At 68.6% G+C, this 21,476-nt stretch carries 21 protein-coding genes; 13 read left to right on the top strand and 8 right to left on the bottom strand.

The genetic code is table 11. The annotated features are described in order from the left end of the window. Window positions 1–12: 12 nt before the first annotated feature. Complete coding sequence (locus EBL84_RS03580) at window positions 13–1,317, bottom strand: DUF3422 family protein (RefSeq protein WP_123139556.1); 1,305 nt, start codon at window positions 1,315–1,317, stop codon at window positions 13–15. 190 nt (window positions 1,318–1,507) lie between these two features. Between EBL84_RS03580 and EBL84_RS03575 the strand changes: the two genes are divergently transcribed. Both EBL84_RS03575 and EBL84_RS03570 read left to right on the top strand, forming a co-directional pair. Then, window positions 1,508–3,040 (top strand): formylglycine-generating enzyme family protein, encoded by a 1,533-nt coding sequence (locus tag EBL84_RS03575; RefSeq protein ID WP_123139555.1) that lies wholly within the window; start codon window positions 1,508–1,510, stop codon window positions 3,038–3,040. After that, entirely contained in the window at window positions 3,030–3,944 is a 915-nt protein-coding gene (locus EBL84_RS03570; RefSeq protein ID WP_223806948.1) for a PfkB family carbohydrate kinase, read from the top strand. The genes EBL84_RS03575 and EBL84_RS03570 overlap by 11 nt, the downstream gene beginning before the upstream one ends. 13 nt (window positions 3,945–3,957) lie before the next feature. Here EBL84_RS03570 and EBL84_RS03565 read toward each other — a convergent pair whose 3' ends face one another. Then, entirely contained in the window at window positions 3,958–4,989 is a 1,032-nt protein-coding gene (locus EBL84_RS03565; RefSeq protein ID WP_123139553.1) for an NADP(H)-dependent aldo-keto reductase, read from the bottom strand. Window positions 4,990–5,162: 173 nt separating this feature from the next. On the opposite strand from EBL84_RS03565, the gene djlA reads away from it, so the two are divergent. From djlA to trpC, 8 genes are all read left to right on the top strand, one after another. Beyond that, entirely contained in the window at window positions 5,163–5,975 is an 813-nt protein-coding gene (djlA, locus tag EBL84_RS03560; RefSeq protein ID WP_123139552.1) for a co-chaperone DjlA, read from the top strand. A 431-nt stretch (window positions 5,976–6,406) separates the two neighbouring features. After that, the gene (locus EBL84_RS03555; protein WP_132228978.1) at window positions 6,407–6,904 is read left to right on the top strand and encodes a hypothetical protein; all 498 of its coding nucleotides are present in this window, start codon (window positions 6,407–6,409) and stop codon (window positions 6,902–6,904) included. 83 nt (window positions 6,905–6,987) lie between these two features. Continuing rightward, window positions 6,988–7,680, top strand: coding sequence for a ribulose-phosphate 3-epimerase (gene rpe / locus EBL84_RS03550; RefSeq protein WP_123139550.1), 693 nt, complete (start codon window positions 6,988–6,990; stop codon window positions 7,678–7,680). Beyond that, window positions 7,680–8,372, top strand: coding sequence for a phosphoglycolate phosphatase (locus EBL84_RS03545; protein ID WP_123139549.1), 693 nt, complete (start codon window positions 7,680–7,682; stop codon window positions 8,370–8,372). The genes rpe and EBL84_RS03545 overlap by 1 nt, the downstream gene beginning before the upstream one ends. Before the next feature lie 141 nt (window positions 8,373–8,513). After that, window positions 8,514–10,013 (top strand): anthranilate synthase component I, encoded by a 1,500-nt coding sequence (gene trpE / locus EBL84_RS03540; RefSeq protein WP_123139548.1) that lies wholly within the window; start codon window positions 8,514–8,516, stop codon window positions 10,011–10,013. 2 nt (window positions 10,014–10,015) lie between these two features. After that, on the top strand, window positions 10,016–10,600 hold the full coding sequence (locus EBL84_RS03535; RefSeq protein WP_123139547.1) for an aminodeoxychorismate/anthranilate synthase component II: 585 nt from the start codon (window positions 10,016–10,018) through the stop codon (window positions 10,598–10,600). Then, the gene (gene trpD / locus EBL84_RS03530; protein ID WP_123139546.1) at window positions 10,600–11,640 is read left to right on the top strand and encodes an anthranilate phosphoribosyltransferase; all 1,041 of its coding nucleotides are present in this window, start codon (window positions 10,600–10,602) and stop codon (window positions 11,638–11,640) included. Before EBL84_RS03535 ends, trpD begins: the two co-directional genes overlap by 1 nt. Window positions 11,641–11,650: 10 nt before the next feature. Then, entirely contained in the window at window positions 11,651–12,454 is an 804-nt protein-coding gene (gene trpC / locus EBL84_RS03525) for an indole-3-glycerol phosphate synthase TrpC (RefSeq protein WP_123139545.1), read from the top strand. Between the two features lie 203 nt (window positions 12,455–12,657). On the opposite strand, the gene crp is transcribed toward trpC, so the two are convergent. Then, the gene (gene crp, locus EBL84_RS03520; RefSeq protein ID WP_005224498.1) at window positions 12,658–13,314 is read right to left on the bottom strand and encodes a cAMP-activated global transcriptional regulator CRP; all 657 of its coding nucleotides are present in this window, start codon (window positions 13,312–13,314) and stop codon (window positions 12,658–12,660) included. A gap of 150 nt (window positions 13,315–13,464) precedes the next feature. Between crp and EBL84_RS03515 the strand changes: the two genes are divergently transcribed. From EBL84_RS03515 to EBL84_RS03505, 3 genes are all read left to right on the top strand, one after another. Further along, the gene (locus EBL84_RS03515; RefSeq protein WP_005224497.1) at window positions 13,465–13,920 is read left to right on the top strand and encodes an OsmC family protein; all 456 of its coding nucleotides are present in this window, start codon (window positions 13,465–13,467) and stop codon (window positions 13,918–13,920) included. A gap of 37 nt (window positions 13,921–13,957) precedes the next feature. Beyond that, the gene (gene speD, locus EBL84_RS03510) at window positions 13,958–14,782 is read left to right on the top strand and encodes an adenosylmethionine decarboxylase (protein ID WP_123139544.1); all 825 of its coding nucleotides are present in this window, start codon (window positions 13,958–13,960) and stop codon (window positions 14,780–14,782) included. A 467-nt stretch (window positions 14,783–15,249) separates the two neighbouring features. Then, the gene (locus tag EBL84_RS03505; RefSeq protein ID WP_123139543.1) at window positions 15,250–16,722 is read left to right on the top strand and encodes a phosphomannomutase; all 1,473 of its coding nucleotides are present in this window, start codon (window positions 15,250–15,252) and stop codon (window positions 16,720–16,722) included. Window positions 16,723–16,729: 7 nt separating this feature from the next. Here the strand turns inward: EBL84_RS03505 and mgtE are convergent, their stop codons facing one another. The 5 genes from mgtE to rapZ form a co-directional block, all read right to left on the bottom strand. Beyond that, the gene (gene mgtE, locus EBL84_RS03500) at window positions 16,730–18,091 is read right to left on the bottom strand and encodes a magnesium transporter (protein WP_123139542.1); all 1,362 of its coding nucleotides are present in this window, start codon (window positions 18,089–18,091) and stop codon (window positions 16,730–16,732) included. Window positions 18,092–18,214: 123 nt separating this feature from the next. After that, window positions 18,215–19,951 (bottom strand): phosphoenolpyruvate--protein phosphotransferase, encoded by a 1,737-nt coding sequence (ptsP, locus tag EBL84_RS03495; RefSeq protein WP_123139541.1) that lies wholly within the window; start codon window positions 19,949–19,951, stop codon window positions 18,215–18,217. Then, entirely contained in the window at window positions 19,948–20,217 is a 270-nt protein-coding gene (locus EBL84_RS03490; protein WP_123139540.1) for an HPr family phosphocarrier protein, read from the bottom strand. The genes ptsP and EBL84_RS03490 overlap by 4 nt, the downstream gene beginning before the upstream one ends. Then, window positions 20,214–20,615, bottom strand: a complete 402-nt coding sequence (locus tag EBL84_RS03485; RefSeq protein WP_123139539.1) for a PTS sugar transporter subunit IIA — start codon at window positions 20,613–20,615, stop codon at window positions 20,214–20,216. Before EBL84_RS03485 ends, EBL84_RS03490 begins: the two co-directional genes overlap by 4 nt. Continuing rightward, the gene (rapZ, locus tag EBL84_RS03480; RefSeq protein ID WP_123139538.1) at window positions 20,612–21,469 is read right to left on the bottom strand and encodes an RNase adapter RapZ; all 858 of its coding nucleotides are present in this window, start codon (window positions 21,467–21,469) and stop codon (window positions 20,612–20,614) included. The genes EBL84_RS03485 and rapZ overlap by 4 nt, the downstream gene beginning before the upstream one ends. Window positions 21,470–21,476 lie beyond the last annotated feature (7 nt).

The raw sequence follows: 21,476 nt of genomic DNA, 5'->3' as shown, positions 1-21,476 counted from the left end.
CGCCCCGTCCGCTCAGTGGTGACCGTCGAGCAGCCGGCGCTTCATCCGCTTGAGTCCGAGCCAGGCGGCACCGACCACGATCGGCACCGAGAGCCCCATGCCGAGGGTCGCGTCGATCGGTAGCAGCCCCTGGGCCTCCAGACCCTTGAGGGCATAGCCGACCAGGCCGACGCCGTAGTAGCCGATGGCGATCACCGACAGCCCCTCGACCGTCTCCTGCAGCCTGAGTTGGATCCGGGCGCGCCGGTCCATCGATTCGAGCAGCCCGCGGTTCTGGTGCTGCAGGTCGACCTCGACGCGCGCGCGCAGCAGGCTCGCCAGCCGTGCGGCGCGCTTGGCCAGGTCCTGTTGCCGCTCGCGGGTGGAGTCGCAGGTGGCGATCGCCGGGGCCAGCCGCGCCTCGAGGAACTCGGTGAAGGTCTGCAGCCCTTCGATACGACGCTGACGCAGCTGTTCGAGCCGCTGCTGGACGATGCGGTAGTAGGCGCGCGAGGCCTCGAAGCGATAGATGGTGCGCGCGGCGACGGTCTCGATCTCGGTGGCCAGGGTGGTGAGCTCGGCGAGCAGTTCGCTCTCGCTGGCGCCGCGGTCGTGGTCATTGCCCTCGGTCATGCGCGCGGCCAGCGCCACCAGGCGGCGCTCGGCCTCGCTCAGCGCGCGCGTGGCCTCGCGTGCCGCCGGCAGCCCGAGCAGCGCCATCGCGCGGTAGGCATCGACCTCGAGGATGCGCTTGGCCAGGCGCCCGGCCTGGTTCTCCGACAGCCCGCAGTCACGCAGCAGGATGCGTGAATAGCCGTCGCTGTGGATGCGCAGGTCCGACCAGGCGCGGCTCGAACCACCGACCACCTCGGAGCCGATGAAGGGGTTGCCCTCGAACAGCGCCAGCAGCTCGTTGCTGCCGCGCTCGGGCATCTCGCACGACTCCAGCGCCAGCGCGGTGGCGGTGACCACCTGTCCCGGGATCTCGCGCAGCCAGTCCTGTGGCAGCTCGTTGATCAGCGGGTCGGTGAAGGGGTGGTTGAAGCGTTCGTGACGGCTGAAGGTATAGGTCACAAACTCGGTATGGCGCTCCCAGCGCAGCCACAGCCCGCCGCCGAGATCGACCGCATAGTACTGCCCGACCTGCTCGGGGCGACGCACGCCGAAATGATCGAGCAGTCGCAGCAGGTGCTCGGCATTGGCCCCGCTGCGTCGCTCGCCACAGACCGCGGCAAGGTGGAAGACGCGTGCAGGGGAAGGCAGCGGGTCGAAGGTGCGCGCGTGCAGCTCGGCGGTGACCGAATGACGCAGCGGGTGTTCCTTGAAGGCCGGGGACATCGATTGAAACAGGCTCGTTGTTGACACGGGTGCTCAGAGTAGCGGAAAAGGATGACCGGCGCGCGTGGGCGAGGTTCCGTCGCTCGCCTGGCAAAATCGGATGGGTGCCCGGACAATGGGTGTCCGATAGCGTTCGCGAAGGCCCTTGGTGGCTGGCGGGCGCGCCGCTCAAGAACGACGACGACTCACCATGTCCGAACCAACAGAGGAGACCGGTGTCGGCGAGGCCCGGACCCTGCGCGACTCGCTCGAGCAGATGCGCGAGCAGGCTGCGCGCGAGATCGACCGCCTCAACCGTCGCCTGGTGGCGCGCGAGCAGGCCGTCGAGGACAGCGTGGCCTCCGAGACCGAGCGCCTGGCGCTGCAGCAGGAGCTGACCCTGTTGCGCCAGACGCTGGGCGTGAAGGAGCAGGCGCTGGCGCGGATCACCGACGAGTGCCAGCGGCTCGAGGACCTGCTCGAGGATCGCAATCTCGCCTTCGACGGGTTGCAGCAGGCCTTCGAGCAACGCGACAGCTCGCTGCGCGAGACCCAGCGTGAGCTCGAACGCATGCGTCAGGAGATGGCCTGGCTGCAGAAACGTGCCTATGGTGCGCCATTCTCGCCGCCCCCGGCTGCGGCCTCACCGCCGTCGCCCCGTGCAGCCCCAGCCCGTGCAGCCCCAGCCCGTGCGGCGGCACCGGCGCCCGGCGCGGCGCCGCCGCGCCCACCGGTCTCGTCGCCGTCGCCGTCGTTGGCGTACGTACGGGGGCCGCGCGAGGGACGGCTGGTCATCGGTCTGGTACTGGTGGTGCTGGTGCTGATCAGCCTCGCGGTCTTCCTGCCGCAGTTGCGTGTCTGGTTCTCGGCGATGTCGCTCTCCGATGGACCGGCCGAGCTGATCTGGGCCGAGCCGCCGGAGCCGGCCACATCGTCCCCGGCAGCGCCCGCGCCGCCGCCGACCGTGACCGCGCGCCCCTTGATCCCGGCCACTGCGCCGCCGCGCGCCGAGCAGATGCCGCTGCTGCTGCGCGATCGGTTGGCCGACGGTGCCTTTGGTCCCGAGCTGGTGGAGCTGCCCGGGGGCAGCTTCCGCATGGGCTACAACTCGCTCGCCCGCACCGACCACATGCCCGCGCACCAGGTGAGGGTGGACGCCTTCCTGATCGGCGCCTACGAGGTCACCTTCGCCGACTACGATCGCTTCGCCCGCGCCAGCGGACGTCCCTTGCCGGACGATTACGGCTGGGGGCGTGGCGACCGGCCGGTGGTCGGGGTGAGCTGGGAGGATGCGAGCGCCTATGTTGCCTGGCTCTCGCGCGCGAGCGGTCATCGCTACCGGCTGCCCTCCGAGGCCGAGTGGGAGTATGCCGCCCGCGCCGGCGGGACGGGGTCCTACTGGTGGGGGTTCGGCAAGGAGCCGGGGCGTGCGGTTTGTTTCGATTGCGGCAGCGAGTGGGATCGACGCTCCAGCGCCCCGATCGGCAGCCTGCGGGCCAACCCCTTCGGTCTGTTCGATACCGCCGGTAATGTCATGGAATGGGTTGCCGACTGTTATGTCTTCGGCTATCAGGATGCACCCGTCGACGGCAGTCCCCGGGTCGACGGTGGTTGTACCGAGCGTGTCGCCCGCGGTGGCTCCTTCAGCCAGCCGTCGACGGCGATCCGCACCTATGCGCGCCAGCACTTCCCGCCGCGGACCCAGCTCAACATGCTCGGTTTCCGGGTCGCCCGTGACCCCTGAGCCCGGTCCGCGGGTGCTTGCCGTCGGCGTGGCCACGCTCGATCTGATCAACGAGGTCGCCGACTATCCGCCCGAGGATGCCGAGGTGCGCGCCCTGGCGCAGCGTCGGGCGCGTGGTGGCAATGCCACCAATACCCTGGCGGTGCTGGCCCAGCTCGGGTGGCGCTGTGCCTGGAGCGGTACCCTGGCCGACGATGCCGGGGGACGCTTCATCGCCGCCGATCTGGCGCGGCGCGGGATCGCGCTCGCCGCGGTGGAACGGGTCGCCGGGGCCGCCACCCCGACCTCCTACGTCACCCTCAGCCGTGCTTCCGGCAGTCGCACCATCGTCCATCATCGCGATCTTCCCGAGCTCGATGCCGCAGGCTTCGCCCGCGTCGGACTCGACGGGTTCGACTGGGTGCACTTCGAGGGCCGCAACCCCGCCGAGACCGCCGAGATGATGCGCCGGGTGCGGCGACTGCGTCCGCGGGCGCGGATCTCGGTCGAGCTGGAGAAAGCGCGTCCCGGGATCGAGTCGCTGGCCGCGCTGGCCGACCTGGTGCTGGTCGGGCGCGATCATGCGCGCGCCGGTGGTGGCAAGACGCCGGCGCGGGCGCTCGCGACCTTGGCACCGCTGGCGCCGCAGGCCTGCTGGGTGCTCGGCTGGGGCGAGGGCGGTGCCTGGAGCCGGGTGCCCGGCGCCGCCCCGCGTCATCATCCGGCCTGGCCGCTGGCGCGGGTGGTCGACAGCCTGGGCGCGGGCGATTGTCTCAACGCCGGGGTGATCGACGGCCTGCTGCGTGGGCTCGAGCTGGCGGAGGCGAGCGCGCGGGCGGTGCGGCTGGCCGGGTTCAAGTGCGCCCGGCCCGGTCTCGACGACCTGATCGATGCGGCGCTCGCGACCGCCGGCGTGCTCGACTGAACCCTGGGCCGGCTCAGGGGGATGGGTTGGGCCAGCGGGTCTGGATTGCCTCGATCTCGGCGAGCAGTGCGGCGTCGAGCGTGATCTCGAGGCTGCCGAGGTTGTGCTCGAGCTGCTCGAGCGTGGTGGCGCCGAGGATGGTGCTGGAGACGAAAGGACGGGTGTTGACCCAGGCCAGCGCCATCTGCGCCGGGTCGAGACCGTGGCGACGGGCGAGGGCGACGTACTCGGCGGTGGCCGCTTCGGCCTGGGGGTTGTTGTAGCGCTTGAAGCGCGAGAAGCGCGTGATTCGCGCCCCGGCCGGGCGCTGGCCGTCGAGATACTTGCCTGAGAGTACGCCGAAGGCCAGCGGCGAGTAGGCGAGCAGACCGCAGTCCTCGCGCAGTGCGACCTCCGCGAGGCCGATCTCGAAGGTGCGGTTGAGCAGGTTGTAGGGGTTCTGGATGCTCGCCACCCGGGGCAGACCGTGCTGCTCGGCCAGGGTCAGGGCGTGCATCAGCCCCCAGGGGGTCTCGTTGGAGAGGCCGACATGGCGGATCTTGCCGGCGCGCACCAGCTCGGCGAGCGCCTCCAGGCTCTCGCGCAGCGGCACGCTGTCGTCGATCTCGGCGGGGCTGTAGCCGAGCCGACCGAAGAAGTTGGTCTGACGATCCGGCCAGTGCAGCTGGTAGAGATCGATCACATCGGTTTGCAGGCGGCGCAGGCTGCCCTCGATCGCGCTGGCGATGTTGTGCCGGTCGAGCCGCCGGGTCAGATGCGGCAGCCAGTCGGCAGGACCGGCGACCTTGGTGGCGAGCACCATCTCGTCGCGACAGCCGCGCTGTCTGAGCCAGTTGCCGATATAGGTCTCGGTGCGCCCCTGGGTCTCGCCGCGGGGCGGGACCGGATAGACCTCGGCGGTATCGATGAGGTTGATCCCGGCGGCGCGGGCGCGGTCGAGCTGGGCGTGCGCCTCGGTCTCGCTGTTCTGCTCGCCGAAGGTCATGGTGCCGAGACAGAGCGCGCTGACCTCGAGGTCGGTGCGGCCGAGTCGTCTGTAGTGCATCTGGGTCTCCTGTGACCGCTGCGAAGTGGTGATCGCACCATCTTAGCAACCCCTCCAAACCGAACGGGTTAGGCCCGCTGTGCCGTGCTAGTCTTGCGAGCCTGCGCCGGCCCCTGGTGTTCCTGGGGCGGGCCCGACATCCTGATCTCGCAATCATCATACGGAGTACATGCATGCGCTGGTTCGGTACGGCCGTCGCCGGCGGTCTCGGGTTGGTGTTCGGCGGTCCGCTCGGTGCCCTGTTCGGCGCCGCGCTCGGGCGTGGCGTCGATCGTGGCTGGAGCGCCAAGGGGGGAGAGCGGCTCACCCTGGAGCAGCGTTCGCGTATCCAGCAGCGCTTCTTCGAGGCCGGGTTCCGTGTCATGGGGCATGTGGCCAAGGCCGATGGCCGGGTGAGCAAGGCCGAGATCGCCTATGCCGAATCGGTGATGACCCGGATGGGATTGGGCGCGCCTCAGCGCCAGAGCGCAATCGCGCTGTTCGGCGCCGGCAAGGCGCCGGAGTTCGCGCTGGCGCCCGAGATCGCGGCGCTGCACGAGGTCGCCGCCGGTCAGGGGCCGATGCTGCATCTGCTGCTCGAGGTGGCGCTGTCGATGGCTTATGTCGACGGTCCGCCCTCGCGCGCGCAGCGCGCCGCGCTCGAGACCATCCGGCGCGGGCTCGAGGTCTCCAACGGCGCCTATCGACGCATCGAGCTGCTGGTCTCGCTGCAGCGTCGGGTCCGCGATGCCGGTGGCGACAGCTCCGCCGGGCCTGGCGCGGCGCCGCGGCGCGAGCTGCCGCTCTCACGCGCCTATGCCGTGCTCGGCCTCCGCGCCCGGGCGAGCGACGTCGAGGTCAAGCATGCCTATCGCCGGTTGATGAGTCAGCACCACCCCGACAAGCTGGTCTCGCAGGGGGTGAGCGAGGCGCAGATCCGCGCCGCCTCGCAGAAGACCCAGGAGATCCGCCGCGCCTACGAGACCATCACCCGCGCCCGCGGGTGAGTGCCGCCGCTTGGCGCTTGCCAGCCGCCAGGAAGTTTGAACCGCAAAGGGCGCGAAGGGATTCAAGCCGCCAGCCGCCAGCCGCCAGCCGCCAGCCGGGAGGATTGAACCGCCAAGCCGCAAAGAGCGCAAAGGTGTTCAAGTTGTCAGCGACCAGCGGCCAGTGGTCGCTGGAGGCTCTACCTCTCCTTTGCGTGCTTTGCGGCTTGGCGGTTCGAATCAGCTTCCAGCGATCAGCATCCAGCCTCCAGTAGGCGAGGCTGGTGTGCATGATCGGCGATTGACGGGCAAGACGGTATCTTGGCGGTTCAATCTCCTGGTCGCTGGTCGCTGGTCGCTGGTCGCTGGTCGCTGGCCTGTCATTGCACCCGTGTGCGGGCTCTGCCTATACTCGGGCGCTCTAAGGAGATGACCAACGGCGGTACTGTAGGATGAGCGGTAGAGCGAAAGGGTACGGTTTGATCGGTGCGCTGGCGCTGCTGTGTGGAGGCCAGGCGCTCGCCGCCGGACTCGATCAGGCACTCGGTGGCATGGACTGGAACGATGACCGCCCGGCGGGCTTCGAGGTGCTGCACCAGGAGCGTTTCCAGGGCCGCGAGTTCACCCTCTGTGTCGATCCCTCCGCCGCCCCCACGGTCGGCGATGTGCGCTTCGATCAACGCATCTACCGCTTCGTCGATGGTCGTCTGGCGGCGATCTCCTTCATCAAGGAGGACGCCGGGCTCGACTGGTATCGCGCCAGTCGCGATCAGCTCGAATCGACCCTCGGTGCGCCCAGTCAGGTGCTCGACAACCCCATGCTCGAGTTCTATCAGACCTATTGGCGCGACGCCCACAGCATGGGCTCGCTCGAGTGGGAGGAGGGCGACGCCGAGTATGACGAGGCGCCGGGCGTGTCCTTCACGCTGTCGCCGCCGCTGGGGCTCTGAGGCCGCGCGACGCGCGCATCGATCCAGTCCGCGCCCTACCCGGGGCGCGACGCCGAAAAAAACGAATCCAGGGGGACCTAGCCATGACTCGAGACCTGATTGCGCCATCGATCCTCTCGGCCGACTTCGCCCGGCTCGGCGAGGAGGTCGATCAGGTGCTGGCCGCCGGCGCCGACATCGTTCACTTCGATGTCATGGACAACCATTACGTGCCCAACCTCACCATCGGCCCGCTGGTGTGCGAGGCGCTGCGCAAGCACGGGGTCGAGGCCCCGATCGACGTGCACCTGATGGTCAAGCCGGTCGATCGCATCATCCCCGACTTCGCCGCCGCCGGGGCGAGCTACATCACCTTCCATCCCGAGGCCAGCGAGCACGTCGACCGCAGCCTGCAGCTGATCCGCGACCAGGGCTGCAAGTCGGGGCTGGTGTTCAACCCAGCCACGCCGCTGAGCTATCTCGACTATGTGATGGACAAGGTCGACATGGTGTTGCTGATGTCGGTCAACCCCGGCTTCGGTGGCCAGAGCTTCATCCCCGCGACCCTCGACAAGCTGCGCGAGGCGCGCCGTCGCATCGATGCCAGCGGTCGTGACATCCGTCTCGAGATCGACGGCGGGGTCAAGGTCGACAACATCGCCGAGATCAAGGCCGCCGGCGCCGACACCTTCGTCTCCGGTTCCGGCATCTTCGGCAAGGGCCGCGTCGAGGACCCCAACCGCTACGACACCATCATCGGCCAGATGCGCGAGGCGCTGGCCGGGGCGGGGCGCTGATGACCGCCGCCGCCTCGCTCCTCCGCCCGCAGATGGTGCTCTGCGATCTCGACGGCACCCTGGTCGACAGCGTCCCCGACCTCGCCTACTGCGTCGATACCATGCTGGCGCGTCTGGGCCGTGCGCCCTGTGGCGAGGCGGCAGTGCGCAACTGGGTCGGCAACGGGCTCGAGCGGCTGGTGCGCCGCGCCCTGGTCGGCGCGCTCGATGGCGAGCCCGATGCGAGCGAGTTCGACCGCGCTTATCCGATCTTCCTCGAACTCTATGCCGAGTACACCTTCGAGCGCGCCGCGCTCTATCCCGGGGTGCGCGAGGGGCTGGATTTCCTCAAGGCGGCCGGTTATCCGCTCGGGTTGGTGACCAACAAGGCGGCGCGCTTCACCGGGCCGCTGCTGCGTCATCTCGGGCTCTACGAGGACTTTGGCATCATCATCAGCGGCGATACCCTGCCGGCGTGTAAGCCCGATCCGTTACCGCTGCAGCATGCGGCGCGTCATTTCGGCGCCGACCCCGCCGCCTCGCTGATGGTCGGCGACTCGGTGAGCGATGTGCGTGCTGCACGAGCGGCAAAATTCGGTATTATTTGCACCAGCTATGGGTACAATCACGGCCAGGACATCCGCGACAGCGGTCCCGACGCGGTCATCGACTCGCTGACCGAATTGACCGGGATACTGGCCCCGTCCCGCTGAGCGCGGGGCGACGACACGGCAAACGGACTCTGACACATCATGTGGATCGACGCGGCTCGAGTGACGGTAGGGTGGCGATGGCGACGCTAAGTCGCCTTCGTCTGACCCCTATCGTCCAAACTCAGCCGTCAGGAGATCCACATGACTCCCGAGACCTTTTGTGCCCTCGCCGAGCAGGGCTATAACCGCATTCCGCTCGTCAGCGAGGTCCTCGCCGACCTCGAGACCCCGCTGAGCGTCTATCTCAAGCTCGCCGCCGGCGCCAACTCCTATCTCTTCGAGTCCGTCCAGGGCGGCGAGAAATGGGGACGCTACTCGATCATCGGCCTGCCCTGTCGCACCCTGCTGCGGGTGCGTGGTCACGAGGTCAGCCTGGAGCGCGACGGCGCCGTGATCGAGTCGCACCAGGTCGCCGACCCGCTGGCCTGGATCGAGTCCTATCAGGCGCGTTTCGAAGCCTTCGACGTCGAGGGGCTGCCGCGTTTCACCGGCGGTCTGGTGGGCTATTTCGGTTACGACACCATCCGCTATATCGAGCCCCGGCTCGGCGACTCGCCCAATCCCGATCAGCTCGACACCCCGGACATCCTGCTGATGGTCTCCGACGAGGTGGTGGTGTTCGATAACCTCAGCGGTCGGCTCTATATCGTCCTCCACCTCGACCCCACCGCGGGCGACACCCTGGAGTCGGGGCAGGCGCGGATCAACGCGCTCACCGAGCGCATGTGTCGACCGCTGGTGCCGCACCACAGCGGCGAGCGCCGCCAGGTCGACGAGAGCGACTTCGTCTCCGGCTTCACCGAGCAGGGCTTCAAGGACGCGGTCGAGCGGACCAAGGACTATATCCTTGCCGGCGACTGCATGCAGGTGGTGCTCTCGCAGCGTCTGTCGATCCCCTTCAAGGCCCCGCCGCTCGATCTCTATCGCGCACTGCGCGGGCTCAATCCCTCGCCCTACATGTACTTCCTCGACTTCGGCGAGTTCCAGATCGTCGGCTCCTCGCCGGAGATCCTCACCCGGCTGGAGGAAGAGGAGGTGACCGTGCGCCCGATCGCCGGGACGCGCAAGCGCGGCGCCAACGAGGCCGAGGACCAGGCGCTCGAACGCGACCTGCTGAGTGACCCCAAGGAGCTGGCCGAGCACCTGATGCTGATCGACCTCGGGCGCAACGACGCCGGCCGGGTCTCGGAGATCGGCAGCGTGCGCCTCACCGACAAGATGGTGATCGAGCGCTACTCGCACGTCATGCACATCGTCTCCAACGTCACCGGGCGGTTGCGCGAGGGGATGAGCGCGATCGACGTGCTGCGCGCGACCTTCCCCGCGGGCACCGTCTCCGGCGCGCCGAAGATCCGCGCCATGGAGATCATCGACGAACTCGAACCGGTCAAGCGCGGGATCTACTCCGGCGCGGTGGGCTATCTCTCCTGGAACGGCAACATGGATACCGCCATCGCCATTCGTACCGCGGTGATTCGCGACGGGACCCTGCACATCCAGGCCGGCGCCGGCATCGTCGCCGACTCCCAGCCCGAGCTGGAGTGGCAGGAGACCATGAACAAGGGGCGCGCCATCTTCCGCGCGGTGAGTGCCGCCGAGATGGGCATCGATCGTTACGGCTGCGGGCTGAAGGGGGAATGACCATGTTGCTGATGCTCGACAACTACGACTCCTTTACCTACAACCTGGTGCAGTATTTCGGTGAACTCGGCGCCGAGGTGCGGGTGGTGCGCAACGACGAGTGCACGGTCGACGAGGTGGTGGCGATGCGCCCCGAGCGCATCGTCATCTCCCCCGGACCCTGCACCCCCAACGAGGCGGGAATCTCGATGGCGCTGATCGACGCCATGGCCGGGCGGGTGCCGATCCTCGGCGTCTGTCTCGGTCACCAGTCGATCGGTCAGGTGTTCGGCGCGCGCATCGTCCGCGCCCGCGAGGTGATGCACGGCAAGACCTCGCCGGTGTACCACCGCGCCTGCGGGGTGTTCGCCGGGCTCGCCGACCCCTTCGTGGCGACCCGCTATCACTCGCTGGTGATCGACCCCGAGAGCCTCCCCGAGTGTCTCGAGGTGACCGCCTGGACGCAGACCGAGGACGGCGCGCTCGATGCAATCATGGGGGTGCGACACCGCACCCTGCCGATCCAGGGGGTGCAGTTCCATCCGGAGTCGATCCTCAGCGATCACGGTCACGACCTGCTGCGTAACTTCATCGAGGACCGGGACTGATGGACATCAAGGACGCCATTGCACACTGTATCGAGCGACGTGACCTCGACGACGCGCAGATGCGCGCGGTGATGCACACCATCATGACCGGGGGGGCGAGCGCGGCACAGATCGCCGGCTTCCTGGTCGCGCTGCGGATGAAGGGCGAGTCGGTCACCGAGATCGCCGCCGCCGCGGCGGTGATGCGCGATCTCGCCGCCGGGGTCGAGCTCGACGGTCTCGATCATGCCGTCGACATCGTCGGCACCGGGGGCGACGCCTCGGGGACCTTCAACGTCTCCACCACCAGCATGTTCGTCGCCGCCGCCGCCGGTTGCCGGGTGGCCAAGCACGGCAACCGCTCGGTGTCGAGCAAGTCCGGCGCGGCCGACGTGCTCGAGGCTGCGGGGGTACGTCTCGACCTCAGTCCGGCGGAGGTGGCGCGCTGTGTCCACGAGGTCGGGGTGGGCTTCATGTTCGCCCCGGGGCATCACAGCGCGATGAAGCACGCGGTCGAGCCGCGTCGCGCGCTCGGGGTGCGCACCCTGTTCAACGTGCTCGGTCCGCTGACCAATCCGGCACGGGTCTCCAACCAGGTGCTCGGGGTGTTCGCCGAGCACCTGCTCGAACCCCTGGCCGAGGTGTTGCGCCGGCTCGGCAGCCGTCATGTGATGGTGGTGCACGCGCGCGACGGGCTCGACGAGATCAGCATCGGCGAGCGCACCGACATCGCCGAGCTGCGCGACGGTGAGATTCATCGCTACAGCGTGCGCCCGGAGGACTTCGGATTGACCCGCGCCGCACTCGAGCAGGTGCGGGTGTCGGGACCGGAGGAGAGTCTGCGGGTGTTGCGCGGGGTGCTCGACGGCGAGCCGGGCGCGGCGCGCGAGATGGTGCTGCTCAATGCCGGCGCGGCGATCTATGTCGCCGGGCGGGCGCCTTCGTTGGCGGCGGGGGTGGGGCGCGCCGCCGAGGTGATCGACAGCGGCGAGGCGCGTCGCCGGCTCGATCGACTGTGCGCCCTGACCGGCGGTCTCGAAGCCGCGCTGGCCACGACTTGAGGACGAAGAGATGCGAGAGACCCCGGATATCCTGAAGAAGATCGTCCACCGCAAGGCCGAGGAGGTGAGCGCGCGCGCCGCGCGTCGCCCGCTCGCCGAGTTGCGCGCCGCCGCCGCCGAGCAATCCCCGGTGCGCGGTTTCGCGCAGGCGCTGCGCGCGCGTGTCGCCGCCGGCGACCCGGCGGTGATCGCCGAGGTGAAGAAGGCCAGCCCGAGCAAGGGGGTGCTGCGCGAGCACTTCGTCCCGGACGAGATCGCCGCGCGCTACGCCGCCGCCGGCGCCGCCTGTCTCTCGGTGCTCACCGACGCCGACTTCTTCCAGGGCAGCGAGACCTATCTGCGCGAGGCGCGCGCGGCCTGCGCGCTGCCGGTGATCCGCAAGGACTTCATCATCGACCCCTATCAGGTCGTCGAGGCGCGTGCCATCGGCGCCGACGCCATCCTGTTGATCGCCGCCTGTCTCGACGACGCCCAGCTCCGCGATCTCGGCGCCCTGGCCGGCGAGCTTGGGCTCGACGTGCTCGTCGAGGTCCACGACGGCGAAGAGCTCGATCGCGCCCTGGCCTGTCCCGGTGAGCTGATCGGTATCAACAACCGCGATCTGCGCAGCTTCGAGGTCAGTCTCGAGACCACCCTGGGACTGCTCGACCGGGTACCCGAAGAGCGACTGCTGGTGACCGAGAGCGGGATCCTGGCGCGTGCCGATGTCACCCGGATGCGCGGGCACGGGGTCAATGCCTTCCTCGTCGGCGAGGCCTTCATGCGCGCCGAGGACCCCGGCGCCGCGCTGCACGCCCTGTTCTTCGCCGACTAGACCCCGGCGCCGCACCGCGCTGCCGAGAGGACGCGGCGGCGGTCGGGTCCTCGTCCCGCATCATCCCCGAGCCCGTGCGTGCACGATCGCACCGACGGCGCGCGGGGGCGAGTCCGTGAGTCGTGATCGGGGGAGATGCGCCGCGAGCGTGCCGCCGGGCGTGATGCGCCGACCGGGGGGCTGTGGCCGGCGTGGTCCGGGGTTCAGCGGGTGCCGAACACCACGATGGTCTTGCCCTTGACGCTGACCAGCCCCTGCTCCTCGAGGTTCTTGAGCACCCGGCCCGCCATCTCGCGCGAGCAGCCGACGATGCGTCCGAGCTCTTGACGGGTGACGCGGATCTGCATCCCGTCGGGGTGGGTCATGGCGTCGGGCTGCTTGCAGAGATCCAGCAGTGTTCCGGCGATGCGCCCGGTGACGTCGAGGAAGGCCAGATGGCTGACCTTGCGACTGGTCTGGCGCAGCCGGGTGGAGAGCTGGTAGCCGACGCTGTAGAGGAAGTCCTTGGCATAGACCTTGAACTCGTTCTCGAGCAGCCGGTCGAGGCGCTGATAGGTGATCTCGGCGACCTTGCACTTGGTGCGGGTGCGCACGATCACGCTGCGCGTGTTCTGCGGCACGAACAGCCCCATCTCGCCGATGAACTCGCCCTTGTTGATATAGGCGAGCATGATCGTGCGCCGCTCGTCGGCGTCATCGATCAATGCGGCAGCCGACCCCTCGATCAGATAGTAGAGGCTTTCCGCTGGCTGGCCCTGGCGGATGAAGTCCACGTTCTTGTCGTAGGTCTTGGTATGACACTGCGACAGGAAGGGCTGCAGCCAGGGCGGGTCCTTTTTCGGTGGTGTCAGAATGCTCATGCGAAGCTTGCCAGAGCGCCTTGTCGTCTCACGATTCTATGCATGCTGCTGTGCATTGTCGAACTGTGTTAGCCTTCGCCCGGTTCGAGGCCGGGGTCGGTCGGGCGTGGCCTGGCGGGTGACGGCGGAGCAGACGGGAGCAAACGGGATATGAAAGCGCGGGTGAAGTGGCTCGAGGGTGCGGCCATGGTCGGCATGGCCGGCGATGCGGGGTCCGAACATGCAGTGGTGATGGACGGACCGCCCCAGTACGGGGGGCGCAACCTCGGTCCTCGACCGATGGAGCTGCTGTTGATCGGCATGGGTGGCTGCACCCAGTTCGATGTGATGCAGATCCTGCGCAAGGCCCGCCAGCAGGTCAGCGACTGCGTGGTCGAGCTCACGGCCGAGCGTGCCGAGCGCGACCCCAAGGTCTTCACCCGGATCCATGCACACTTCATCGTCAGCGGACAGGGACTCGACCCCAAGCGGGTCGAGCGCGCGATCGCGCTCAGCGCCGAGAAGTACTGCTCGGCCTCGATCATGCTCGGCGCCACCGCCGAGATCACCCACGACTTTGAGCTGCGTGATACAGCCGTCTCCGTTGCGGATGCGCCACCACGTTAGCGCCCGCGCCTTCCGTTGTTTCCGAGGTTCCTGAGGAATGCCCAATCCGTTGAAGAAGCTGCGCCTGGAAGGGTTCAACAACCTGACCAAGTCGCTCAGTTTCAATATCTACGATGTCTGCTACGCCGACTCGGACGAGCAGCGCGAGGCCTATATCGAGTATATCGACGAGGCCTACAACGCCGAGCGCCTGACCGCGATCCTGACCGATGTCACCGAGATCATCGGCGCCAATATCCTCAACATCGCGCATCAGGACTATGAGCCCCAGGGTGCCTCGGTGACCATGCTGATCTCGGAGGAGCCGATCGCCGCCGAGGCGTTGTCGAACAACGCCACCCCGGGGCCGCTGCCCGAGGCGGTGGTGGCGCATCTCGACAAGAGCCACATCACCGTCCACACCTATCCCGAGACCAATCCCCAGACCGGGATCAGTACCTTCCGCGCCGATATCGACGTCTCGACCTGTGGTCGGATCTCGCCGCTGCGCGCGCTCAACTATCTGATCCACTCCTTCGAGTCGGATGTGGTCACCATGGACTACCGGGTGCGCGGCTTCACCCGCGACGTGCGTGGCAAGAAGCACTTCATCGACCACAACATCAGCTCGATCCAGAACTATCTCTCGAACGACACCAAGCGCAAGTTCCAGATGATGGACGTCAACGTCTATCAGGAGAACATGTTCCACACCAAGATGGTCCTCAAGCACTTCCGCGTCGACGACTATCTCTTCTGCATCAAGGCCAAGGACCTCTCCGATCGCGAGTACAAGCGCATCCACAAGCTGCTGCGCCGCGAGCTGAGCGAGATCTTCTACGGCCGCAACATCGGCCGCGAACTCGAGTTCATGGACCCGTGACGGCGGCGTAGCCGTCGGGTCTTAGCCGCCAGCGATCAGCCTCCAGCCACCAGTCGTCAGTGCGCCCGTCGTCGAGGCTGCGCGCCCACTGGAGGCCGGCGGCTGGTTGCTATTCATCCCTTGGCGTTCTTTGCGGCTTTGCGGTTCAGGTCGGGATAAGACCTGAACCACGAAGGCGCGAAGGACGCAAAGAGTGTCATGAGAGCGCGCGGTGGGCTGATCGTCCACGGTCCACCGCTCCCGCCTGCGAATGCCTTCCGACCTGAGCGATTCAACCGCCTGTTGTCAGTGCGCCCGTCGTCGAGGCTGCGCGCCCACTGGAGGCCGGCGGCTGGTTGCTATTCATCCCTTGGCGTTCTTCGCGGCTTTGCGGTTCAATCCGCTGGCCGCTGGCCGCTGGCCGCTGGCCGCTGGCGGTTCTAGACTGTCGCAATCGGCCATGCGTTGAAGAGCTAAGGGAGGCAAGGGTGCTGATCGACGAGTTGATGACGACCTCTGGGGTCAAGTTCGGGACCAGTGGCGCTCGTGGGCTGGCGACGGCGATGACCGACCGGGTCTGTTACGCCTATGCCCATGCCTTTCTCCGTTATGTTCGTGACCAGGGGGCGCTGGCCGCCGGCGCCGAGGTCGGCCTCGCCGGCGACCTGCGCCCGAGCACCGAGCGTATCCTCCGCGCCTGTGCCCGTGCCGCACGTGATCTCGGTCTGGAACCGCGCGACCACGGTCGCATTCCCACCCCGGCGCTTGCGGCCTACGGTCTTGCCCGGGGCGTGCCGACGCTGATGGTCACCGGCAGCCATATCCCGGACGACCGCAATGGCATCAAGTTCAATCTGCCCAGTGGCGAGATCCTCAAGGACGACGAGGCGGCGATCCGCGCCCTGCCGGTGATCGCGCCCGGGGAGCTGTTCACCGCCGCGGGGGCCTTTGTCGACACCGCCGCCGCGCCGCTGCCGCCGGCGAGTGACGCGGCGCGCAGCGCCTATCTGCGGCGCTATCTCGACTTCTTCCCCGAGGGCTGTCTGCGTGGGCTGCGGGTCGGGGTCTACGAGCACTCGAGCGTGGCACGCGACTGTCTCGCCGAGCTGCTCGAAGCACTTGGCGCCGAGGTGCGGCGGCTGGCGCGCGCCGATCGGTTCGTGCCGGTCGATACCGAGGCGATCCGTCCCGAGGACGTCGCGCTGGCGCGTGAGTGGTGCGCCGATGGCGCGTTCGATGCGCTGGTCTCGGCCGATGGCGACGGCGACCGCCCGCTGGTCGCCGATGCCCGGGGCGAGTGGCTGCGCGGGGATATCGCCGGCATCCTCTGCGCGCGCCAGCTCGGCGCCGCGGCGGTGGTCACCCCGGTGAGCAGCAATACCGCCGTCGAGCGTTGCGGGGGCTTCACCGAGGTGCTGCGCACCCGTATCGGGTCGCCCTATGTGATCGCCGGGATGACGACGCTGCTCGGGCGTGGTCTGGCGCCGGTGGTCGGTTATGAGGCCAATGGTGGTTTCCTGCTCGGCAGCGCCATCGAGCGCGACGGGCGGGTGCTGGCGGCGCTGCCGACACGCGACGCGGTGATCGTCGCCCTCGCGTTGCTGCAGGCGAGCGCCGCGCGCGCATTGCCGCTCGCCGCGCTCGCCGCCGAGCTGCCGCCACGCTTCACCGCGAGCGATCGGCTGCGCGAGTTCCCTTCGGCGCAGGCGCAGTCGCGTATCGCTGCGCTCGCCGCCGATCCCGCGGCGATCGGCGCCTTGTTCGGTGAGGCGCTCGGCGCCGTCGCCGAGGTCGACCAGACCGACGGGCTGCGTCTCACCTTCGCCGCCGGCGAGATCGTCCATCTGCGCCCCTCGGGCAACGCCCCGGAGCTGCGCGTCTATGCCGAGGCCGACAGCGCCGAAGGTGCGCGGGCGCGGGTCGAGGCGACCCTCGCCCTGCTCGAGCGCTGGCGCGGCTGAGCCTGGCTCAGACCAGGAACAGGGTGGCGAGCCCGAGGAAGGCGACGAAGCCGACCACGTCGGTGACGGTGGTGAGGATCACCCCGCCGGCGAGCGCCGGGTCGATGCCGAAGCGCTCCAGCGCCATCGGCAGCAGCGCCCCGGCGAGGGCGGCGGCGAGCAGGTTGATGGTGATCGCCACGCCGATCACCAGCGCGATCTGCGGATCGCCGAACCAGTAGGCGGCGACCGCCGCCACCACCACCGCCCAGACCACGCTGTTGATCGCCGCCACCGCCAGCTCCTTCCACAGCAGCCAGCGGGCGTTCTTGCTCGAGAGCTGACCGATCGCCAGGCCGCGGATCGCCAGGGTCAGGGTCTGGGTACCGGCGATACCGCCCATGCTGGCGACCACCGGCATCAGCACCGCCAGCGCCACCACCTGCTGGATGGTGTCCTCGAAGCGACCGATCACCCAGGCGGCGAGGAAGGCGGTGAGCAGGTTCACCCCGAGCCACAGCGCGCGACGTCGCGCGCTGAGCAGCACCGGGGCGAACATGTCCTCGGTCTCGGAGAGACCGGCCTGGCCGAGGAACTGGTGCTCGGCCTCCTCGCGGATGACGTCCATCACGTCGTCGACGGTGATGCGCCCGAGCAGCAGTCCCGAGTCGTCGACCACGGGTGCGGTGACTAGGTCGTGCTGCTCGAAGCGGGTGGCCACCTCGCGCGCCCCCCAGGTCGCCGGGATCGCCTGCACCGCCAGGGTCATCGCCTCGGCCACCGTCTCCTCGGGGTCGTGGGTGAGCAGATCGGTGAGATAGAGTACGCCGAGATAGTAGCCCTCGCGGTTGACCACGATGAGGTTGTCGGTGATGTCCGGCAGCCCGTCCTTGAGTCGGCGCAGATAGCGCATCACCACGTCGAGCGTGACCTCGGGGCGGACGGTCACGGTGTCGGTGTTCATCAAGCCGCCGGCGCTGTCCTCGGGGAAGGCGAGGGCGGTCTGCAGCCGTTCGCGACGCTGCTGGTCGAGCGACTTGAGGACCTCGCTGGTGATGGTCACCGGCAGGTCCTGGATGAGGTCGGCGAGGTCGTCGGTGTCGAGCCCGCCGACGGCGGCGACCAGCTCGCCGGCGTCCATCTGGCTGATCAGCTGCTCGCGCACGTCGTCGTTGAGATAGGTGAGGATCTCGCCGTCGTACTCGGCATCGACCAGACTCCACACCAGCTCGCGCTCCTTGGGCGGCTGCGACTCCAGCAGGTGGGCGATCTCGGCCGGCTGCAGTGCATTGAGCATGCGCGCGGCCTTGCGCATGGCGCCCTGCTCGAGAACCTGGTGAAGATCGGCGAAACGCTGGTCGTCAGTGGTGCTGGGTGCTGCGGCTGTCATGGCTGCCCGTGGCTGCTGTGATTGGGAGACGCTCGCCGGGCGCGGGGTGGCGGTGCATCGCGGGGGCCGGCGCTCGGTTGCGCCTATCCTAACAGAGCCGATGGGAGGGGCCTGGGGGCGGCGTCAATCGGTGTTGAGTGCCGCGAGCAGGTCCTGTGGGTCGGCCTCGTCGAGCCGGGCGAAGAGCGCCTCGGTGCGTCGCTGCAGGGTGCTGGTGTCGGCGGCGAGCACCACCTCCTTGACGTCGAGCAGGGCACCGGGCTGCATGCTGAACTCGCGCAGCCCGAGCCCCAGCAGCAGACGGGTGAAGCGCGCGTCGCCGGCCATCTCGCCGCACATCCCGACCGGGATGCCGCGGGCGCGACCGGCCTCGATGGTCATGCGGATCAGCCGCAGGATCGCCGGGTGGGTGGGGTCGTAGAGGTCGTTGACGGCGTCGTCGAGGCGATCGATGGCGAGGGTGTACTGGATGAGGTCATTGGTGCCGATCGAGAGGAAATCGCAGTGACGGGCGATGGCCCCGGCGGCGAGCGCCGCGGCCGGCACCTCGATCATCGCGCCGAGCGGTAGCGCCGGGTCGTGCGCCAGCCCCTCGCTGGCGAGTTCGCGCTTGAGCTGCTCGAGCAGTTGGCGTACCGCCATGACCTCGCGCACCCCCGAGACCATCGGCAGCATCAGCCGCACCGGACCGAGCGCCGAGGCGCGCAGGATGGCACGCAACTGTGGTCGGAACAGTGCCGGTTCCTTGAGGCAGAGACGGATCGCGCGCAGCCCCAGCGCGGGATTGCCGCTCGGCTCGATGGGCTGGGCGGCGCTGTCCTTGTCGGCACCGAGATCGAGGGTGCGGATGGTGGTGGGGATGCCGCCGAGTCCCTCGATCATCGCCGCGTAGCTGGCGAACTGCTCTTCCTCGTCGGGCAGGTCGAGGCGGTTCATGTAGAGGAACTCGGTGCGGTAGAGTCCGACGCCGGCGGCGCCGTTGGCGCGCGCCGTCTCCACGTCCTCGGGCAGCTCGAGGTTGGCCTGGAGGCCGACTGCGATGCCGTCGCGGGTGCGCGCGGCGCGTCCGATCAGTCGGCGCAGCCGGTGCTGGCGCGCCTCGGCGGCGCGGACGCGATCACGGAAGTGGGCGATGGTGAGGTCGTCGGCATCGCACAGCACGGTGCCGTTCTCGCCGTCGACCACCAGGAACTCGCGCGGCTCGATGTAGCGGGTGATGTTGCGCACCCCGATCACCGCCGGGACCCCGAGGCTGCGCGCGAGGATCGCGGTGTGCGACATCGGCCCGCCGAACTCGGTGACGAAGCCGGCGATGCCGCGGTGGTGGAGCAGGATGGTATCGGCCGGGGTGAGGTCGCGGGCGACCACCACATGGCCGTCGAGATCGTGCTCGGGCAGGCGCGGCTCCGGGGACTCGCCGGCGAGGAAGGACTGGATCTGGTGGACGACGTGCTCGACGTCGTCACGGCGGGTGCGCAGATAGGGGTCGTCCATCTCGTCGAAGATGCGCACCAGGGTGTCGCGCTGCTGCTGCAGCGCCCACTCGGCGCTGCAGCGCTCGGCGCTGACGATGCGCCGGACCTCCTCGACCAGCGCCGCGTCCTCGAGCATCAGCAGATGGGTGTCGATGAATTCGGCGATGTTCTGCGGGGTCTGGGTGGGGATCTGCGCGCGCACCGCCTCGAGCGCGCCACGTGCCGAGGCGATCGCCCGCTCCAGCCGCTCGAGTTCGGCGGGTACCTGCTCGTCGCTGATCTCGATATGGCCGATGGTGGCCAGGCTGCGACTGTCGACCAGCGCCGGCCCGAGCGCGATGGCGCGCGTCGAGTGGATGCCGATGCCCTGGTAGGCGATGGTCACTCGCCTTCCCCGAAGCGGTCGCCGATGAGTTGCTCGATCGCCGTCAGTGCAGCGGCCTCGTCCTCGCCCTCGGCGCTGACGGTGATCCAGGTGCCGCGGCTGGCGGCCAGCATCATCACCCCCATGATGCTCTTGCCGTTGACGCGCTGACCGCGGCGCTCGACCTCGATGCGGCTGGTGAAGCCGTTGGCGCACTGCACCAGCTTGGCCGCAGCGCGGGCGTGGAGGCCGAGTTTGTTGATGATCTCGAAGTCCTTGCTGGTCATGCGTCCTGCTCCTGGCAGCGAATCACACCCTCGCGCCCGCCCTCGAGCGCCTTCTCGGCGACGCTGTCGAGGTCGAGCTCGGCATAGTTGAGCGCGCGCAGCAGCATCGGCAGGTTGACCCCGGAGATCACCCGCACCTGGCGTCGCTGCTCGTGCAGCGCCAGGGCGATGTTGGCCGGGGTGGCACCGTAGAGATCGGTGAGCACCAGTACGCCGCCGCCCTGGTCGAGTCGGTCGACGCAGTCGAGCGCCTCGCGCAGCATGCACTCGCAGGGACGGTCGTTGACCAGTTCGAGCGCTTCGGTGGCTGCCGGCTCGGTGCCGAGGATGGCGCTGGCGATGCGCAGCAGGTCGCCGCCGAGTGGCTGGTGGGTGATGAGTAACAGTCCGATGCTCACGGTAACTCCCGGTGTCTGACCAGCACCTTGTGACCGGTCTGCTCGAAGTGACGGCGCAGCGCCTCGGTCATGTAGACCGAGCGATGCTGGCCGCCGGTACAGCCGATGGCGATGGTGAGATAACTGCGCCCGTCGGTCTCGAAGCGCGGGATCCAGCGGTCGAAGAAGGCGAGCATGTCGTCACGCATCTCGCCGACCTCGGTGCTGGCGTCGAGGAACTCCATCACCGGCTGATCGAGTCCGGTCAGTGGCTTGAGTTCCGGCTGCCAGTGCGGGTTGGGCAGGCAGCGCACGTCGAAGATGAAGTCGACGTCCTTGGGCACGCCGTGCTTGAAGCCGAACGACTGCAGCAGGATCGAGACCTTGGGCGAGTCGCTGCCGACGAGGTGGGCGCGGACCAGGTCGCGTAGTTCGTGCACATTGGTGTGGGTGGTGTCGATACGGATCTCGGCGCAGCGGCCGATGGCCTCGAGCAGACGGCGCTCGAGGCGGATGGCCTCGTCGAGCGAGCGGTTGCCGCGGGTGAGCGGGTGACGCCGCCGGGTCTCGCTGAAGCGGCGCTTGAGGGTGTCGGTGTCGGCGTCGAGGAACATCACCCGACAGTCGATGCCCTGGGCGCGCGCCTCCTCGATCAGCTCCGCGAGCCGACCGAGCGCGCGCGGGCTGGTGCGCGCGTCGATGCCCACCGCGGTGCTGGAGAAGCCGTCGTCGGGGGCCTTGCGCAGCCCCGCGACCAGGTCCTTGAGCAGGAACAGCGGCAGGTTGTCGATGCAGTAATAGCCAAGGTCCTCGAGCGTATGCAGGGCGACGCTCTTGCCCGAGCCGGACAGGCCACTGAGGATGACGAGTTTCATGGGCTGC

This window comes from Marichromatium sp. AB31 (assembly GCF_003718685.1).
Taxonomy (GTDB): Bacteria; Pseudomonadota; Gammaproteobacteria; order Chromatiales; family Chromatiaceae; genus Marichromatium; species Marichromatium gracile.
This window is presented reverse-complemented; position numbering and strand designations above follow the sequence as displayed.